Here is a 16,738-nt window from a genome sequence, read left to right as displayed (position 1 = left end):
CCCCGCGGACTTCCCGCCATATCGGCGCGTGCATGCTTTCGCCCGCCGCTGGCAGGTCACGGGTCTGCTCGCCGAGCTCCACGACCGGCTGCGCGACAAGATCCGCCAGAGGGAAGGCCGTTCCCCGGATCCGACGGCTGCCATCGTGGACTCACAGTCGGTGCGGGCAGCGGCGAACATCCCGCGCTCCACCTCCGGCTGGGACGGCGGGAAGAAGGTGGGCGGCCGCAAGCGGCACCTGGTGGTGGACTGCCTCGGCCTCGTCCTGGCCGTCGCGGTGACCGCGGCGAGCGTGCAGGACCGCGACGCCGCCGTCCCACTGCTGGAGCGGCTTCGCAAGACGTACTTCTCCGTCCGCCTGGTGTGGGCGGACGGCGGCTATGCCGGGCGCCTGGTCGACTGGGCGGCCGAGAAACTCCAGCTCACCCTCGACATCGTCAAGCGCACTGACGACACGACCGGGTTCGTGGTGCTGCCACGCAGGTGGGTGGTGGAAAGAACGCTGAGCTGGCTGATGCGCTCGCGCCGCCTGGTGCGCGACTACGAGAGGCTGCCCGCCATGCACGAGGCCATGGTGCTGTGGTCGATGACCATGCTCATGAGCGGCCGCCTGGCCGGACGCCGCCGCCCAGCCGGTCTCAGCCGGCCGACACCGCGAGCGCGGTGAACACCCCCGGCCGCATCTGCAGGGCCCAGCCCCGCTCCACCAGGCGTTTCGCCTTCGACCGCACTCCCTCAACCTTCGCCGGGACCGCCTGAAGGCCCAGGGCCACGGCCAGCTGCTGGCAGCGCATCCCCTCCCGGCCCGCCGACTCCAGCACCGACACGATCCGCCGGTAGTCCGCCGCGAGCACCGACGCCGGCATGCCTTCACTCCGGTGCGGCACCGGCGAACCCGCCATCGCGCCCCGCACCGGCTCCGCTACCGCCGAAGACGGCTCGGCCAGCACCTCGGCCACCGTCGCCCGGGCATCCACCAGCCCCTGAAGCGAGCGTTCCGCCTCCCCGAGCGCGGCCTGCACCCGCTCGGCCTCCTCCCGCAACCCCGCGATCTCTTCCCGGACCCTCTTCTCCCGGGCCTCCAGCAGACCGAGCACCGACGGCACCAGCCACCTCCACGAGCCAGACGAGCGGACGAACCACGCCCATCTCTCCCGCCCCCGGCCGGAGTTCATGCCCACCCACCCCGAACCAACCGACCACGTTCGGAAAGCGGATGGCGTCTCAATCCTCATTGTCTCGCTTCAGTCCCTCGCGAGCCAGCTAACGAGCTCGTGCATGGTTGGCGGTGTGCGATGCCGTGCTGGACCCAGATACGTCGCCAGGAATGCGCCTGGCCCGATGTACGTGACCTGGGCTCCGTGGAGGAGATTCGGGAGGTGTTCGGACGGCGCTGCAGGATCCGGTACCCGCCCCACGCCGGTGCGATCGAGGTGCGTGACATCGGCTGGGCGGGCTGATTCGTCAGCGGCGGCGGAGTTTCTCGGACCAGTGCCGGAGCTGGTCTTCGAGGGGAGGTTGTCGCCGCGGGCCACGGTTTGGAGCGTTGCTGCGGGTGTCCGGCGCGTAGAGCACAGTGGGTTCGTCGATGCGCCTCCTGGTGTGGGTCAGCTGAGGTCGAGGGTGGGGAGCAGACCTCAGCCTTCAGTCGCATTGCCGTCCGCGACGCGGCGGTGGAGCCGGAGCAGATCGCGGTGGCTGCGGAGATACGCGGCGCGCTGGGTACCTGGCTGGTCGGGGGTGGAGAGCATGTCGGTGACCTCCAGGCGGAGGGTGTCGCGAACGGATGACTGGTGGACCGGGTGGAGGCTCAGGGCGACGTCTACGCCGAAGGGCGTGGTCGGCAGACCGGCGGGGTGCGGCCGGCATCCGCTCAACGCCCCCAGGGAGTGCAACCGGACCGTCCACCGGCCAACTCGAAGCAGGCCCGCGCGTCAGACGGCCGCTCGATGCCGATCATCAGGGTGTAGATGGCACGGTTCGGTACGGCGACCTGCCCCGACTGGTGCTGCTCGTCGGTGGTCTCGACCCACACGCGGTCCCCGCGCCGCGGTTCGGTGATCCGGCCCCATGACGCCCGGCACATCAGGCTGATGCGCAGTTCCACGACCCGGCCGGCGATCTCCCGCCGCGCACGCGTGTCCGCGTCCGTCCAGCAGTCCGTGTCCCCTTGTTCGGAGTTGCGGCCCGTGCAGCTCTCGCCTCGGCACGGGCCTGTGCTCAGCCGGGGCGCTGCCTCCTCACGCCCGCCGCCGTGCGTCCATGCCCAGGTCCCCGCGCCCAGCGCGGCGGCCAGAGCGGCCCCCGCCGCCGCGACCACCACCGTCCTGCGGCTCAGGTTCCGTTCCCTCGGGGCGAGCGGTGGCGTGTCGGTCCGGACGTCCGCCCTCGCCGGGGAGTCCACCGCGCTTTCGCGCCTGGTCTTCCCTTCTCCGGTCTCCCCTCCGGCCGCGGTGTCGCGCGTGTCCCGTCCGCTCCAGGCACGGTCGGCGAGCCGCCACAGTGCCAGCATTCTCGCCGGATCCGCGCCGCTCAGCTTCGCGAGCGCCTCCACCGCGTCGCGGGGCGGCAGCGTCTTGCCGTTGAGATAGCGCTCCCACGACGACTTGCTGTACGAGGTTCTGGCCGCCAGCGTGGCGAAGCTCAGTCCGGTTCCGTCCTTGGCTTCCCGCAGCCGCTCCAGGAGGTGGCGGACCTCGGGCGCGGTCGGCTGCGATATGCCGCTCGGCTGCGGCCGAGCGCCCTCAGCCACCCGGTTTCCTGAGTTCGCGCCAGGTCATCGGACCAACGATGCCGTCGTCGTCGAGTCCACGGGATCGCTGGAACCTTTGGACCGCGGCCTTGGTGTTGGGCCCGAACGACGCGTCGATCCCCTTCGGGTCGAAGCCGTGCTTCTTGACCAGGCACTGCACCTCCGCGACCGCCTCGACGGTGGTTCCGACGCCGTACTCGTCGGTCAGGGTCGTGCTGTGCCCGGCGTACAGAAGGCCGTCGCGCACCGTGAAGTAGCACGGGAACGTCCGCGCGGAGTACGTGGGGGTCGGCACGCCCGAGCTCCTGCCCTGCTCGCGCGGCTCCGCCGCCGACTCCCAGGGCCGTGCGGCCAGCAGGGCCGCCGCCGCGAGCACCACCACGACGGCGGCCGCCGACGCCATGACCAGCGGACCCCTGGGCAGGGGTCGGCCGGAGCCCTTCCGCTCGCTCGGGGATGCCGTCTCGTGCGGCTGCGCGGGTTCCTGTGTCCGCTCCTCCTCTCGCGCCGCCTCCTGCCCCGGCCGCTCCTGCGGACCCGGCGGTGCGGGGTCCGGTACGACAGCGGATGTGGCCACCTCCCACAGTGCCGTCAGGTTGATCCGATCACCGCCGCATGCGTCCGCCATGGCCTCGACGGCGTGCCGGGGCGGCACCGCCTTCCCGTTGAGGTAACGCTCCCACGACGACTTGCTGTACGAGGTCCTGCTCGCCAGTGCGGCCAGGCTCAGACCGCTGTGGTCCTTCAACTGTCGGAGCTGCACCACGAGTTGCCGGATCCGAGGATCCAACGACTCGGGCAGCGCCTTCCAACGCGCCATGCCCCACCCCCTTCGCGCGCTCCTTTGTGTGCAGCTTCAGCGTGGCTAAGCGTACGGAGATACGACCGTCCGGACACATGTTCCCCATCCCGCTCGTCCCTCGCGCCTTCACGCCACCCCCACGTCCCGCAGCCGCGTCGTCCCGCATGACGTCCCAGCAGGTCAGAGTGGGATGCATCCCGTGCTGTCCCAACCGGGCGGGTTCTGTGGCCGGTGGGGAGCCCGACCCTCCAGCATGGCTCTCGTTCGACCGGACGGCACGGTTCACCCGGGCCGTCCGCCGAACACGACCGATATCCAGACCACACCCATTCCGGGGGTCCCCCATGGCACTCAGCGCAGCCCGCAGACGCACCGCGATCATGCTCGCCTCCCTCACCCTGGTGGGCGGCACGGCCACCGGGGGCGTCGCCGTCGCAGCCGGAACCGGCACCGCCGCGGCCTACCCGTGCGACGTCAACATGAGTTCCAGCGGCCGGCTCTCCGCCGGTTACTACAACGGCGACACCGTCATCCCCTCCTCCTCGCAGGTGACCGCCGCCGGCAAGGAAGCGCAGTGCATCCTGAAGTACCACGGCTACAACCCGGGGACGGTCGACGGCATCTTCGGCCGCAACTCCAAGGCAGCGGCGAAGAGGTTCCAAGAAATCTACAACGACGCCTGCAAGGGCAGCCTGGACGAGGACGGTGTGGTCGGCGAGGAGACCTGGCCCCGCCTCCGCCGTCTCTACTGCTGACCGTGACGAAGACGCGCTGGACTGTGGACCGCCTCCGGTAGGGGCCTCGTACCGTCTGGCCGAGCCAGGGCGAGTCGCGACGGGGCGGCAACTCGGGGTGAAGGAGGTGTTCGTAGGGGTCGAGGTCGCCGAGCGGAAGCGGGGGCATGGAAGACGAACTGCGCGGCGCCGGCCGCGAGGTGGACGCCGAGGTCCTGGCACACATCTCAGCTGGCCCGCAGCTCGGTGGTCAACTACTACGGCTCCATCACCGTCGGCTACGAGCACGAACTCGCCCAGCTCGACGACCAGGGACACCGGCCCCTGCGGACCGTGGCCACCGCCGAGCCCGGCGCCGGGCTGCAGAACCTCCCACGTACCAGCAGGAGGAAAGGCGTCTCATCCGGGCGTGCTCGTCACATCTTTCCACGGAAACGGCCCAGGTCAGCGGCTACTCCGTTGTTTTTCGGCGAGGACTACTGGGACAGCGTCAACGCCCCCTCGACGGCCTGCCAACTAGCCGGGACTGCTCAGAACGAAGAGCGGCTCAGACCAGGTGATGCTCGTAGGCGAACGCCGCGGCCGCGGTTCGGGAGCCGACATCGAGCTTGGCGAAGATGTTGGACAGGTGCCGGGCCACGGTTTTCTCCGAGAGCACCAGGCTCTCGGCGATCTCCGGGTTGCTCTTGCCCGCCGCCACCAGCCGGAGGACCTCGACCTCCCGGGGGCTCAGCCCGCCGGGAACCTTCTCCTCGCCCAACAGCGCCGCGACCTCCTGCTCCGCCGGCTTCGCACCCATCTCCGCGAACGCCCTCCGGGCCGCGCTCAGGTCGGCCGCGGCCGACTCCTCGTCACCCAGCAGCCGGAGCGCGCGCCCGACGAGCACCCGGGAGCGGGCCACCTCGTACACCGCGGAGAGCTGCGCCCAGGTCTCGGCCGCCTGCCGCGCGCAGACGAACCCGCGATCCGCCTCGCCCCGGGCCAGGGCGACGGTCGCGGCGGCGTACTGCCCCGATGCCTGCAGCGCCGAGCACCCGAACGAGCTCCCGATCTGCCCCAGCTCCTCGGCAAGGGGTGCTGCCGTGTCTACCTCGCCGGTAGCCACCAGCACCTCGACCGCCGCCGGGAGCATCTGCGACCGGTGGACGGGATCGTGTACCTCGGCCACCACACGGTGGATCGCGGCCGACGCCGCATCCCGTCGGCCGTGCTCCAGCCACAGCAGTGCCCGGCCGGGCTGGGCCGAGTGGCCGAACTCGGCAGCCTCCGCGAAGGCAGCCTCCGCAGCGTTGTGGTCGCCGCGAAGCCGGAGGGTCTCACCCCGCTCGTAGTGGGCCTGACCGACCGCCAGGTCTCCGCCGGCCGCGGCGTACCGCCCGACCGCGCGCTCGAGTTCCCTGACGGCGTCGCGATAGGCGCCGTGCAGTCGCATCAGCTGGCCGCGGTGGACCGCACACTGACCGGTGAACGCGACCAGGCCGGGCTGGCCGTCGCACCAAGTGGTCAGCGCGTGAGTCCACTCGCCCATCCGGCCGAAGTCGGAGATCTGCTGGCAGGCTTCGACCGACGAGCAGTAGATCACCCCGGAGAAGATGGGTGAGACCTCCCCGGCCAGGACCGAGACCATCGCCTCGTCGAGGAGGCTCAGCCCGTCGGCGACCTGGCCCGCGAAGATCTTCATCCGACCCTCCATGTGGAGGCCCATAGCTGTCAGGTCGGGGTCGTCGAACCGTCGGCCGCACTCGGTGACCTTTGGCACGGCAACGAAGGCCTCGGCGAACTCTCCCTTGAAGATGTGCCCCATGGTGGCCCGCTCGAGCAGGTAGCCACGCTCCACCACATCCCCGCCGTGGTCGTCGAGCAGCCGCTCGGCCCGGGCTAGCCAGCCACTGCCGATGGCGACCTCGCCGCCCTGCCACAGGACTACGGTCAGCCAGTACGCCGCGCGCACCGCACCGAGGGTATCGTCCCTGTCACGGTAGGCCTGGAACGCCCGTTGCAGCGCCTGGACGCAGTCGTTGCGGTGGCCCAGGAGGTGCGCGGTGACCGCCAGCGCCATGAAGTCGTCGGCCTGAAGCTCGGTCTCGTCCAGGTCGGAGAGAGCGCGGTACGCCGCCACCCACTCCTGGCGCTCGTACTCCTCACGGGCTCGGCGTAGATCGTCGACCATGCTCATCTCGCACCACCTCGATTCGAGGCTAGTCTTCGACGCTCGTGATCCGCAGCATTTCCTCGCCTGGATGATCAACGGGTGTCAAAGACCTTGAAAGTGTGCTCCCCGTAGGCGGCCAGGGTTTCGCCCCACTGGCGGCCTGCGATGCCGAGGCCACGGTCACACGGGAAGGTCAGCACCGGGATGATTGCCCGCTGAACCAGGCCCCCGTAGTCATGGAGCGGCGCGTATGTCGGACGCTCCAGCAGGTGGAGCGCCATGGTGCTCCTGAAGGAGAGGACGACGACGGCCAGCGGGTACGCCGAGGCGATCTCCACCGCGGATCCGCCGCCAGCTGCCGGGAGAGCACCAGGAACGCCCGGGTGAGCCACCGAAGAAGAGCAACCCATCGACCCAGTGGAGGCCGGGGTCGTAGATCTCCCCGGTCGTGTCCCTTGCGAGCGGGAAGGCTGCCGCGGTGAGGAGCCCACAGCCGACGGCCACCAGCAGGACGATCCCAGACACCCGAGCCGCGCGGGTTCGATACCGCACCGCGGTGCCGTCCGCAGGCGAGCAGCAGCAAGCAGAACCCGAAGCCGCGAAGTTGAGGCTCTGGATCCAGCCGAGACTGCCGGCGCACAAGGAACTGACGGGTTCGTGGAGCCAGTCGTCGTCGGAGCCCAGGATGTTCTGTACGACGGAGCTGGCGGTGAAGACGAGCGGACCGGTGATTCCGCCGATCCGCATGATTCCTCCGGCCCCTCGCACAGCGGTGCCCGTCCATGGCGCTCACGAGACGTCCGTCAGCGGGTCGGGGCAGCCCGTCGCCCAGCCCCGATCACGACCGCCAACGGCAGCAGAGCCAGCAGTGCCGCGGCCGGCTGTACGTAGAACTGCACCACACCGGCCGGCACCAGCCGGGTGAGCCCGAACACGACCAGCGCGCCGCCGACCACGGCGGTGGCCACCAAGCCGAACGTCGCGGTCCGGGTGACCGCGACCGCGACCGCGGACAGAACCGTGCCCATGGTGAACAGCAGCGAGCCGACCAGGAGGACCGGCACGAGCCACGACACCAGGGCGTCCTGGGTCGCCACCAGATCAGCGCCGGTCTCGTGTGCCGCAACGGCGGAGAACTCCATCCCGGGCAGCGTCGCGTACAGGGTGCTGCCGATCACCACGAACCCGAGCCCGACCGCGCTGAGCCACCCGTCACCCCGCTCGCGGAGGAATCCGCGCACGGCGACAAACGCGAGCGCGATCGCGGCGGACGCGACGACCGCGGCGAGGTGGGAGAGCCCCCACCGGGTGATGTCGGCCGCCGCCGCTTCGGCCGCGCCGGCGCTATCGGGCAGCCTCCCGGGGGAGCAGCGGATGCCACAGCAGCGCGCCCAGCAGCAGCACCGGTGCGGCAGCGACGACAAGCGCGCGGGCTGTCGACGCCGGACCCGACGCGGCGGCGGCGCTGGTCACCATCGAGGAGGCCCCGAATCTCGTTCATCGCAGACCTCCCTGATCATCATGAGTGCGTCTCAAGCCGCGACCGCGGGTTGCCGCGCCCGGGTGCGGGCGGCGATCTTGTCGGCGACGTACGCCGCGTCCCGGCCGACGCCATTGATCTCACCCGAGGCGAACGCGTACTGGAACGCCAGGCCGCAGAAGTAGAGGCCCGGCACGGACTCGACCACGCCGCGGTATTCCACCGGCCACCCGTCCTCGATCGGCAGCGGGAGGTCGATCCAGTCGTAGACCTGCCGGAACCCGGTGGCCCAGACGATGCTCGCGACGTCGAAGGTGCGGCCGTCCTCGAGGCGCGGTAGCCCGTCGGCGACGCCCACGACGTGCTCGGTGATCCATTCCACATCGCGCACGCCCAGATGGTGGCGCTTGACCCGCAGCTGCGGGGCGCCGTGGTGGCGAATCTTCTGCATCACCTTGCGTCCCATCGGCGTGCGCCGGGTGAGCACGTGATTGAAGGCGAACTCGATGAACGGGAATGCCGCGTGGAACCGCCGCGAGCCCCATTCGAGAGGGATGTTCCCGCGGTCGGGTCCGACCAGCGTGGTGGGACGGTCGGCGGCCAGGTCGTAGGCGATGTCCAACCCACTGTGCGAGGCACCGACGACCAGCGCCGGCCCGTCGGGCAGCTGGGAGGGCCGGCGGTACTCGATGGAGTGGAGCTGTTGGATCCGGGGGGTGATGTCGGCGGCGAAGGCCGGGATCTGTGGCGTACGGCCGAAGGTGCCGGTCGCCAGTACGACGTTGTCGCAGGTGACCTTGTCGGCTCCGAGGACCGCGGTGAAACCTCCGCCCCCTAGGGCCGCGAGCCGATCGACCCGGGTCTGCATCCGCACCGGCAGGCCGTTGGTGACGGCGTACAGCTCGAGGTACTCGGCGAACTCGTCCTTGGTCGCAAACTCCCACGGGTCGCCGGGGAACGGCATCCCGTCCAAGCCATTAGCCCGGGCGGGCGTGAACAGCCTGAGGCTGTCGTAGTGGCAGCGCCAGTTGTCACCGATCCGCTCGTGCTCGTCGACGATCAGGAACTCCCGACCGAGCTGCTGGAGGTGGTAGCCGACCGCCAAGCCGGCCTGGCCGGCGCCGATGATCAGGGTTTCGAGGTGTTGGGTGGTCATGGTTCGTTCTCCTTGGTTCCAGGAACTCACGAGTGATCCCGGCGACCAGGTCGGCGTGGCGGCACCCCGGCGCGTGTCCGCAGGGCACCGGGTGAAAGTCCGGGTCGGGGATCGGCATCGCGGCGCGCCGGCCGGAGTCGGGGCTTCTCATGACGCCTACGCTAGAAACCCGACGGCCCGGTGCGCGTCGGCCGCGATACCCATTCCCTCCTCGGCCCGATGGGTGGATCGACGCACGACCCGCCACCGGTCACGGACGCAGGGCCCGCCCGACGGCGGCGCGGCCGCCGCCCGCAACTCCGGGGCGCACGAAGCTGGAGGTCTGCGGCCCGGACGGCGTATGGCGGGCCGATGTGCTGGCGAGCGACCCGGCCGGAGCCTGGAAGACAGCCCTGGAAGCCCAGATGCGCACGCCGATCTGCTGCCGCGGCCAAACCTCGCAGGTCGGGGAAGCCTGCCGGGAGGTGATCGACCAGCTGTTGGAGGTCAACGCCCTCTATCGGCTCCGGGCCGCCCAGGGAATGCTCGGACTGCGCAAGAAGTACGGCGACACCAGACTCAAAGCGCCTGCCGCAAGGCTGTCGCGGTCGGCGACCCGTCCTACCGGACCGCATCCTGGTCGCCGGCACCGAGACCGACGCGGAAGACGCGACTCAGTCAGGCCCTTCGCGGACAGGGAGATGACCATCTCGTCCACGCCGGTCAGGCGCTTCTGCCACTTCTTGACGATCTTCGACTCGAAGGAGCCGTCGCGGTCGCGGGGCACGGATATCTCCACCGGGCCGACGTCGGTCAGGACGGTCCTGGAGCGTTTTCCGTTGCGGGAGTTGCCGCCGTCCTTGCCCGCTGGGTCGTGCTTGCCGTAGCCGAGATGGTCGGTGATCTCGCCCTCCAGGGCGGACTCCAGCACCCGCTTGATCAGCTGCTGCAACAGCCCGCCCTCGCCGGTCAGCTGCAGCCCCTCGGCCTGGGCTCAGCCCACCAGCTCGTCGATCAGCTGGTCGTCCACAGCCTCCACCGACACAGCCTTCGTGGGCTCGACGGCCACAAACTCCGACACGTTCTCACTGGTCATCGATGCATCTTCCATGACCGGGAGTTACACCGAACGTTTGGCCCTGTCTCACATTCGGTGGTGACGGAGCGTGCTGTTATCCGAGGAGGATGCGGTGGCGGAGCAGGGTGAAGCCTGCTCGTCCGTGCATCTGGCGCGCGATCCGTTTGGTCTTGGTGTTGACGCCCTCGGTGGGGCCGTTGCTGTACGGAAGCGTGAGCCCGGCGATCACGGCGTCGATGTCCCGGTCCAGGCCCCGGGTGAAGGCGTGTAGGTGGGGCAGGTCGGCTGTCCGGACTCGGGCGATCCAGTGCGTGAGCGCATCGGCGTTGCCGGTGTGTGGCGTAAGGAGCGGGGCGAAGTCTCTGATACCTGCGGCCAGTTGGGTCATCTCGGGGCAGGCGGCGGTGAGCTTGGCCAGGAGCTCGTGCTGCTCGGGCTTGAGGTTGTCGGGCCTGGTCAGCAGCATCCGGGCGAGCCGGCGTGGCGAGATATGGCTGCGGTCGGCGTCCGCGCGGCCTTGGTTGATGTACTTGTGCAGAAGGTTCAGGCAGCCCGTGAAGCCGAGGGTCTTGATCTCTTGGAAGAGGTGCTGGACGGGGACGCCGGGGTCTTCACTTCGGCGTTTGCGCAGGTGCTCGCGGTAGGGATCGACCAGGCCGGCACGGTACTTGGGGACGCGGAGCATGCGCTCGGGCCGGTCGGCTCGGGCGTAGCGTTTGACGGTGTTCAGGGCCAGTTGCAGGCGGCGGGCGCATTCGAGCAGGCCCACGCCCTTGTCGAGCAGGCCATGAACCTGATGCCAGCGTTCGAGGGTGGTCTGAGCGCGGGGCCCGTCGTAGATCGGCGCGTCCAGTACGGTGGCCCAGCAGGCGCTGTGTGCCTTCACCTCGCTCAGGGCGGCTTCGCACAGGTTCTTCCATAAATGCCAGCGATCACCGACTTGCACCGCGTCAGGCAGAGCGCGTCGGATGGTCTCGGCGTAGGTGGCTGAGCCGTCGCGGCACACGACCTCGATGCCCGGATGCTCGCGCAGCCAGGCTTCCAGCGTGTCGGCGGTGCGGTCGGGCAGTACGTCGATCCGCTCATGGGTTTCGGCGTCGATCACCACGGTGGCATAGCGGTGCCGCCGGCGCAGGGCGAAATCGTCGACGCCGATCACGCGGGGCACACGCCCGGTGGACAACGGGATGCGCAGCAGGGTGCGCAGGGCCGTGTGACGGGACAGGCCCACCGCGAGTATCGCCAGCAGACGTGATCCCGCCCGGCCCGCTAACTCTTTGACCACGGCCTTGACCTGCCTGGTCAGACGAGCGGTACGCCGCTGGTATCGCTCCAGCACCCCGGGCACCTGCTCGCGGAAGGTGTGGCGGCAGCCTCGCGTGGGACACACCAGACGCCGCACCCGCACGCGGACCACCACCCGTCGCCCGTCGACCGGAACGTCGGCCACCGTCCGCCAGTGATAGCCGTGCACCCGTCCCGACGAGGCCCCGCACACCGGGCAGACCGCGGTGTCCAGCGGCGTCCGGGCCCGCACCACGATCCGCTCACCCTCGTCGACCACATCCTCAATGACCAGCGGGGACAGACCCGAAAACACCGTCTGCACAAGCTCGTTGACTCCATCACATGAAGGTCAACGACCCTGACAACTCTCCGTCACCACCAAATGTGAGACAGGGCCTAATCAACGGCGGACCTGACGGTCGGCAGGGCGAGAGTGACTGTGGCAAGGCGCTCCGCCGGGTCTGTCCCCTCGGCAACGGCTTGCGTCAGGTCCTCTACGGAGTGGCGGACGGTGGTTGGCAGCCAGGTCCTCCCCGTCGCGGCCGTCGTAGAGGTGCAGCGGCCGGTGGGTGGCCGTGTCGATCAATACCGTGCCGTAGTGGCGCCCTTGCGGAAGGCGAAGTCGTCGACACCGAGGACCTCCACCTTGCCGGTCTCCGGCTCGGGCAGGGACCTGACCAGCCGCAACAGTGTGTCCTTACCTATAGTGAGGCCGACCGCGGCCGCCAGTCGGGCTCCTGCCCGGCCGGCCAGGGCCAGCCCGATCTGCGTCAACACCTCGCGCAGCAGCGGGGTATGCCGACTGTGCGGGGTGGTCAGTCCCGAGACCTGTTCGGCGAACGTCACCGCCGTGCAGGCAGGGTTCTCGCAGCGGAAGCGGCGCACGCATAACTCGATCACGACACCGAGCCCGCCCACGGCGACATCACGCAGCCTGCGTACGTACCGACCGTGCACCCGGGCCGAGCTCTCCGCACCGACAGGAACCAGTCGTCGCCCGCACCCGCGTTCTCAGCACTACTTCGTCCGGTCGCCGCTCGACCTCCTCGATCAGCAACGCGGACAGGTACGGAAACAGCTCGAGGAGAACATCATGAGAGCACGCGATGCGTGATCGTGAACAGGCGGAGCAACATGCTCAACCGTCCGGATCACAAGATCGTCGACAGAACCAAGATCCGTGACGGCGCGGTCGCCAACCGGCCCATCTACGTGGCCCTGGCGGTCACGGCTGAGGGCCGGCGGGAGATCCTGGGGCTGTGGGCCGGCGACGGCGATGAGGGTGCCAAGCACTGGCTGCACATCCTCACCGAGATAAAGAACCGCGGCGTCAGCGACGTCCTCATGCTGGTCTGCGACGGGCTGAAGGGCCTTCCTGAGGCGGTGGAGACCGTCTGGCCGCAGACGATCGTGCAGACCTGCGTGGTCCACCTGCTGCGGAACTCCTTCCGCTATGCCGCCCGCCAGGACTGGGACAAGATCGCCAAGCTCCTCAAGCCCGTCTGCACCGCCCCCACCGAAGAGGCTGCCCTGGACCGGTTCGCCGAGTTCGCCTACGCCTGGGGCCGGAAGTTTCCGGCGATCGTGAAACTGTGGGAGAACGCCTGGGAGGAGTTCACCCCGTTCCTGCGGTTCGACACCGAGATCCGCCGCATCGTCTGCACGACGAATGCGATCGAGTCGGTGAACGCGCGGATCCGCCGGGCGGTCAAGGCCCGAGGGCACTTCCCGAGCGAGCAAGCAGCGTTGAAGTGCGTCTACATGGCGATCATGTCGCTCGATCCCACCGGCAAGGGCCAGGCTCGCTGGACCATGCGCTGGAAGACCGCACTGAACGCTTTCGACATCACCTTCGATGGCCGCCTCTCGGCGGCCCGTCAGTAGCCCCAACTACCCCAGTTACAACGCGAAGGCCCTCGCGGCGGCCAGCGCGAATTGGCAGCCAGCCTCGCCACACCTCCGGGCCGGCAGCAGTACCGGCAACGAAGTGCCCTGGGGGCCCGGATTCGCCCAGTTCTTCCAACGATTCGGTCGTCGGATTAATTACCGCGAACACGAGGGCGTGGACGCCGAGATCAATTCTTCGGAGCGGTCCACAACCTCCGCAAACTCTTCGACTTCAAAGCCAGAACAAGCTCTGGACCACTGCCGGACAGCAGTTACGCGACAGCCTCCCGGGTCACCAGCCGGTGCACCGAAACCGTACCGGCCCGGGCCGGCCCCCGGGTTCGAAGAACCGCCTCCCAGCCTGACAGAAGTCGCTGTGCTCAGCGTAGTGCTTCGAGGCTCAGGACACGCCCTGTCCGCACCGCTTCGATCTCATGGGTGCCTTGCAGCCCGGGCCGGGACGACGGTGTCACGGTGCCCTGGACAGCAACGACCGGCCGCGTCGGCCAGGAACGACGAGCGCCCCTTTGACGACGGCGAAGAACCGCTCCAGGCCGGGCACCACCGTCTGGACGGCGCTCACCTCACCCGGCAGTTCCGCCACGTGGCGTCGGTAAGCGGTGAACCCGCCCGCGGCCAGCCGGGCGAGGAGTTCTTTGAGCTGCGCACCCGGGTCGGCGGAGGGTCCGGCGGGAGACGGCCCGTCGGGGAACGGCACAGCGCGCGCCCGCCGAAGGGGGCGCGTGAGATCGAAGCGGGCGCACCGGTGCAAGGCTGGGTATGGCTCCAGCAGGGTCAGCGAAACGGGCCTGGCCAGAGCGCCGCGGTGGACAACGGTGGATTCGAGGAGTTCGGTGAGCGCCCTGGTGACGGCATCGCGAGGGGTGAGGGAGGCGGCATGGCCACGGAGATAGGGACGTCGGCCGCGCGGGGTGCAGTAGGCGAGAACGGTGGGTATGCCCAGGTCGCTGGTGGCGTCGAGGAGATGGACGGTGGCATCGGTCTCGCGCTGCACCCGGGCATGCAGGGCGGCGAGGTCGCCGGGGAGAGTACGCGGGTCGAGGACGGTTGCCTGATGACCGGATATGAGCGTCCGGATGGTCAGCAGGGAGCAGGCGTCGCGTTCGACGGTCTCCAGCAGGGCATGGACGGTGGCCTGGTCCCGAGTGGGGGCCAGACCGTAGCCGGAATTGACGGAGTACCTGGACAATGCGTGGTAGTCGGTACGGTCGCCGACCCGGTCACGGTGTACTTGCCCGTCCTGGCCCGGGTACCAGGGGGCGCCCAGGTAGACAGGGATGTCCGCGTCGTCCCGTCCAGGGTGCAGCGACTGGTAGGTGTGGCAGGCGAGTTCGCTGTCGGGAGCCTGCCTGAGCAGTGGTGCGCTCGCCTCCTCGGCGAGCAGGCCGTCGGCCAGCTGTCCTGCGGTGGCGAAGCGGACGGCTGCGACGTCCAGGCTGGGCGGGCCGGTCAGGAAGCGCTCCAGCGCCTCGCTGAGCCCCCGCAGCCGTGCCTCTCCCCGTGCGCGCCCTTTGCCCATGCCGTACCCATTCGGTACCGGCTCGCCGGTGACGTCGGTCAACTCGCACGCCCAGAGGGACGCCGCGCCTTCTACACGGGCGTGCTGCCGCCAGTGCGGACGCAGTCCCACGCTCTGCGCCGCCCGTTGGAGAGCAGCCATGGCCGGGCCCGTACCGGCGCCGTCCGGTGGGGCGAGCGCCGACGTCGCCACGCCCGCCGACGGCCGGAGCGTACGAGCACTGTCGCTACCCCCACCGGACGGCACCCTTCAGGCCTCGTCCGCTTCCGCCGGCGTGGCCCTTGCCAGCTCGGTTGCGAGTTCCTCTTCGGTCGTCGTCAGCAGCGTTCCCTCCGGCTGCTGGACAACCGCCATGTCGCCGTTGATTCCAGCCATGGTTACCTCCGTAGTCCGACTGTTTCCTGACAGCGGCAGTGGGCCCACCGCTCCGATCAGGGTAGGAGCACTCGAGCCGTCAGGCAGGAGGCGTTTGGAGGGCGCACGGGCGCACGGTGCGCGGGGCATCGCTGACGCGTGGGCCTGACGCCGCCCGTGTGCCGACGTCGGGACAACGCCCGTCCCGACCGAAGGCCAGAATGGTGCATCGGTCTGCACGACCAGCACCATCACCGTCCACAGCCGACCGCAGCAGCGACCGACAGACACCTGAGGGGGCGGCGTCGCCGTGGGGACTGCTGCGTGATCGGGTGACAGCGGCGATTTATGCAGCCAGAGCTGCGGGTGGGGTCACGATGGTCTCGTACTCGACGGGGGTCAATCGGCCCAGGCGTCGTTGCCGTCGGCGCCGGTGGTAGGTCCGCTCGATCCAGGTGACGATCGCGATCTGCAATTCCTGGCGGGTGGCCCAGACGCGGCGGTCGAGGACGTTCTTCCGCAGCAGTGCGAAGAAGCTCTCCATTGCGGCGTTGTCGCCGGCGGCCCCGACCCGGCCCATTGAGCCGACCAGGCCGTGCCGGGTGAGGACGGCGGCGACCTTGCGGGACCTGAATTGCGATCCGCGGTCGGAGTCACGATGCATCCCGCAGCGGGGCCGCGGCGGGCGACGGCGGACTCCAGCGCGTCCACCGCGAGGCGGGACTTCATCCGGGCGTCGATGGAATAACCCACGATGCGGCCGTAGTACACGTCCTTGACGGCGCACAGATACAGCTTGCCCTCGCCGGTCGCGTGCTCGGTGATGTCCGTGAGCCACAACCGGTTCGGCCCGTCCGCGGTGAAGTTCCGCCGCACCAGGTCATCGTGGACCGGTGGCCCGGCTTTGGCGTTCTTCCCGCGGCCCCTGCGTTTGCCGAAGGCACTCCACCAGCCGTTGTCCCGGCAGATCCGCCAGGCGGTCCGCTCGGCCATCGCCTCACCGGCGGCGCGGGCCTCGTCGAGAAGGAAGCGGTGCCCGAACTCGGGATCGTCGCGGTGCGCGTCGAACAGGGCGTTGGCCCGGTATGCCTGGGTCAGTTCGGCGTCGGTGGCAGGGTGGGCCAGCCACCGGTAGCAGGGCTGGCGGGCCAGCCCGAGCACCCGGCACGTCACCGCCACCGGCACCCGGTAAGGGGCATCGGCGGCGGCCAGCTCACGGACGCAGGTTCGCCTGCGACAGATACGCCGCAGCCCTCCTGAGCACCTCGTTCTCCTGCTCCGGCAACCGGATCCGCTTGCGGGCCTCGCGCAGCTCGGCCGACTCACCCGACGTCGTTGCGGGCCTGGCGCCGTCATCGGTCTCGGCGCGGCGCAGCCACTTCGACAACGTGATCGGGTGGACCCCGAAGGCGGCGGCGATCTGTTCCTGCGTGACGCCGGGTGGCGGGCGGTGTCGCGGTGGGCGGTCCGCTGCTCGTCGTCGGTGCGCTCTCCCTCACCTCCGCCCTCCGTCGAAGGACCGCCGGCGGTCGCGGCC

15 protein-coding genes and 3 pseudogenes are annotated in these 16,738 nt (G+C 69.7%); 3 read left to right on the top strand and 15 right to left on the bottom strand.

Annotated features, from left to right (window positions below):
* Positions 1-667, top strand: a 667-nt coding sequence (locus ACZ5TL_RS38760) for an IS5 family transposase (protein ID WP_468595473.1), incomplete at its 5' end; no start/stop codon positions are given.
* On the opposite strand, the gene ACZ5TL_RS38755 is transcribed toward ACZ5TL_RS38760, so the two are convergent.
* The 4 genes from ACZ5TL_RS38755 to ACZ5TL_RS38740 all read right to left on the bottom strand — a co-directional run bounded on the left by ACZ5TL_RS38755 (position 639) and on the right by ACZ5TL_RS38740 (position 3,572).
* A complete protein-coding gene (locus tag ACZ5TL_RS38755) occupies positions 639-1,106 on the bottom strand; it encodes a hypothetical protein (protein WP_468595472.1) in 468 nt (155 codons plus the stop codon). The two genes, ACZ5TL_RS38760 and ACZ5TL_RS38755, sit on opposite strands and share 29 nt — an antisense overlap.
* Before the next feature lie 531 nt (positions 1,107-1,637).
* Positions 1,638-1,877, bottom strand: coding sequence for a hypothetical protein (locus tag ACZ5TL_RS38750; RefSeq protein WP_468595471.1), 240 nt, complete (start codon positions 1,875-1,877; stop codon positions 1,638-1,640).
* Positions 1,874-2,752 (bottom strand): helix-turn-helix domain-containing protein, encoded by an 879-nt coding sequence (locus ACZ5TL_RS38745; protein ID WP_468595470.1) that lies wholly within the window; start codon positions 2,750-2,752, stop codon positions 1,874-1,876. Before ACZ5TL_RS38745 ends, ACZ5TL_RS38750 begins: the two co-directional genes overlap by 4 nt.
* On the bottom strand, positions 2,745-3,572 hold the full coding sequence (locus tag ACZ5TL_RS38740; RefSeq protein ID WP_468595469.1) for a helix-turn-helix domain-containing protein: 828 nt from the start codon (positions 3,570-3,572) through the stop codon (positions 2,745-2,747). The genes ACZ5TL_RS38745 and ACZ5TL_RS38740 overlap by 8 nt, the downstream gene beginning before the upstream one ends.
* Positions 3,573-3,898: 326 nt before the next feature.
* On the opposite strand from ACZ5TL_RS38740, the gene ACZ5TL_RS38735 reads away from it, so the two are divergent.
* Positions 3,899-4,309, top strand: coding sequence for a peptidoglycan-binding domain-containing protein (locus ACZ5TL_RS38735; RefSeq protein WP_468595468.1), 411 nt, complete (start codon positions 3,899-3,901; stop codon positions 4,307-4,309).
* Positions 4,310-4,835: 526 nt separating this feature from the next.
* On the opposite strand, the gene ACZ5TL_RS38730 is transcribed toward ACZ5TL_RS38735, so the two are convergent.
* The 8 genes and pseudogenes from ACZ5TL_RS38730 to ACZ5TL_RS38695 all read right to left on the bottom strand — a co-directional run bounded on the left by ACZ5TL_RS38730 (position 4,836) and on the right by ACZ5TL_RS38695 (position 12,377).
* A complete protein-coding gene (locus ACZ5TL_RS38730) occupies positions 4,836-6,464 on the bottom strand; it encodes a LuxR C-terminal-related transcriptional regulator (protein WP_468595467.1) in 1,629 nt (542 codons plus the stop codon).
* 68 nt (positions 6,465-6,532) lie between these two features.
* A complete protein-coding gene (locus ACZ5TL_RS38725; RefSeq protein ID WP_468595475.1) occupies positions 6,533-6,778 on the bottom strand; it encodes a hypothetical protein in 246 nt (81 codons plus the stop codon).
* Positions 6,675-7,187: a DUF998 domain-containing protein gene (locus tag ACZ5TL_RS38720; protein ID WP_468595466.1), complete on the bottom strand. Its 513-nt coding sequence runs from the start codon at positions 7,185-7,187 to the stop codon at positions 6,675-6,677. Before ACZ5TL_RS38720 ends, ACZ5TL_RS38725 begins: the two co-directional genes overlap by 104 nt.
* Before the next feature lie 56 nt (positions 7,188-7,243).
* Positions 7,244-7,864 carry a hypothetical protein gene (locus ACZ5TL_RS38715; RefSeq protein WP_468595465.1) on the bottom strand — a complete coding sequence of 207 codons (621 nt, stop codon included), beginning with the start codon at positions 7,862-7,864 and terminating at the stop codon, positions 7,244-7,246.
* Between the two features lie 108 nt (positions 7,865-7,972).
* Entirely contained in the window at positions 7,973-9,076 is a 1,104-nt protein-coding gene (locus ACZ5TL_RS38710) for a flavin-containing monooxygenase (RefSeq protein WP_468595464.1), read from the bottom strand.
* Between the two features lie 643 nt (positions 9,077-9,719).
* A pseudogene (locus ACZ5TL_RS38705) lies at positions 9,720-10,049 on the bottom strand (transposase); the annotation flags it as partial.
* Between the two features lie 178 nt (positions 10,050-10,227).
* Positions 10,228-11,742 carry an ISL3 family transposase gene (locus ACZ5TL_RS38700; protein ID WP_468595463.1) on the bottom strand — a complete coding sequence of 505 codons (1,515 nt, stop codon included), beginning with the start codon at positions 11,740-11,742 and terminating at the stop codon, positions 10,228-10,230.
* 260 nt (positions 11,743-12,002) lie between these two features.
* Positions 12,003-12,377 carry a hypothetical protein gene (locus ACZ5TL_RS38695; RefSeq protein WP_468595462.1) on the bottom strand — a complete coding sequence of 125 codons (375 nt, stop codon included), beginning with the start codon at positions 12,375-12,377 and terminating at the stop codon, positions 12,003-12,005.
* Between the two features lie 216 nt (positions 12,378-12,593).
* Here ACZ5TL_RS38695 and ACZ5TL_RS38690 point away from each other — a divergent pair.
* A pseudogene (locus ACZ5TL_RS38690) lies at positions 12,594-13,304 on the top strand (IS256 family transposase); the annotation flags it as partial.
* 472 nt (positions 13,305-13,776) lie between these two features.
* Here the strand turns inward: ACZ5TL_RS38690 and ACZ5TL_RS38685 are convergent.
* The 3 genes and pseudogenes from ACZ5TL_RS38685 to ACZ5TL_RS38675 form a co-directional block, all read right to left on the bottom strand.
* On the bottom strand, positions 13,777-14,988 hold the full coding sequence (locus ACZ5TL_RS38685) for a YcaO-like family protein (RefSeq protein ID WP_468595461.1): 1,212 nt from the start codon (positions 14,986-14,988) through the stop codon (positions 13,777-13,779).
* A gap of 108 nt (positions 14,989-15,096) precedes the next feature.
* A complete protein-coding gene (locus ACZ5TL_RS38680; protein WP_468595460.1) occupies positions 15,097-15,222 on the bottom strand; it encodes a hypothetical protein in 126 nt (41 codons plus the stop codon).
* 325 nt (positions 15,223-15,547) lie between these two features.
* Positions 15,548-16,645 (bottom strand): annotated as a pseudogene (locus ACZ5TL_RS38675) (IS3 family transposase); the annotation flags it as partial.
* Positions 16,646-16,738 lie beyond the last annotated feature (93 nt).

The sequence above is a fragment of the Streptomyces sp. NPDC033136 genome (assembly GCF_055578235.1).
This window is presented reverse-complemented; position numbering and strand designations above follow the sequence as displayed.

Bases quoted from the DNA above. Each gene is read 5' to 3' on its own strand.
- ACZ5TL_RS38740 (WP_468595469.1), bottom strand. From the start codon at position 3,572: ATGGCGCGTTGGAAGGCGCTGCCCGAGTCGTTGGATCCTCGGATCCGG.
- ACZ5TL_RS38735 (WP_468595468.1), top strand. From the start codon at position 3,899: ATGGCACTCAGCGCAGCCCGCAGACGCACCGCGATCATGCTCGCCTCC.
- ACZ5TL_RS38730 (WP_468595467.1), bottom strand. From the start codon at position 6,464: ATGAGCATGGTCGACGATCTACGCCGAGCCCGTGAGGAGTACGAGCGC.
- ACZ5TL_RS38720 (WP_468595466.1), bottom strand. From the start codon at position 7,187: ATGCGGATCGGCGGAATCACCGGTCCGCTCGTCTTCACCGCCAGCTCC.
- ACZ5TL_RS38710 (WP_468595464.1), bottom strand. From the start codon at position 9,076: ATGACCACCCAACACCTCGAAACCCTGATCATCGGCGCCGGCCAGGCC.
- ACZ5TL_RS38685 (WP_468595461.1), bottom strand. From the start codon at position 14,988: ATGGCTGCTCTCCAACGGGCGGCGCAGAGCGTGGGACTGCGTCCGCAC.
- ACZ5TL_RS38680 (WP_468595460.1), bottom strand. From the start codon at position 15,222: ATGGCTGGAATCAACGGCGACATGGCGGTTGTCCAGCAGCCGGAGGGA.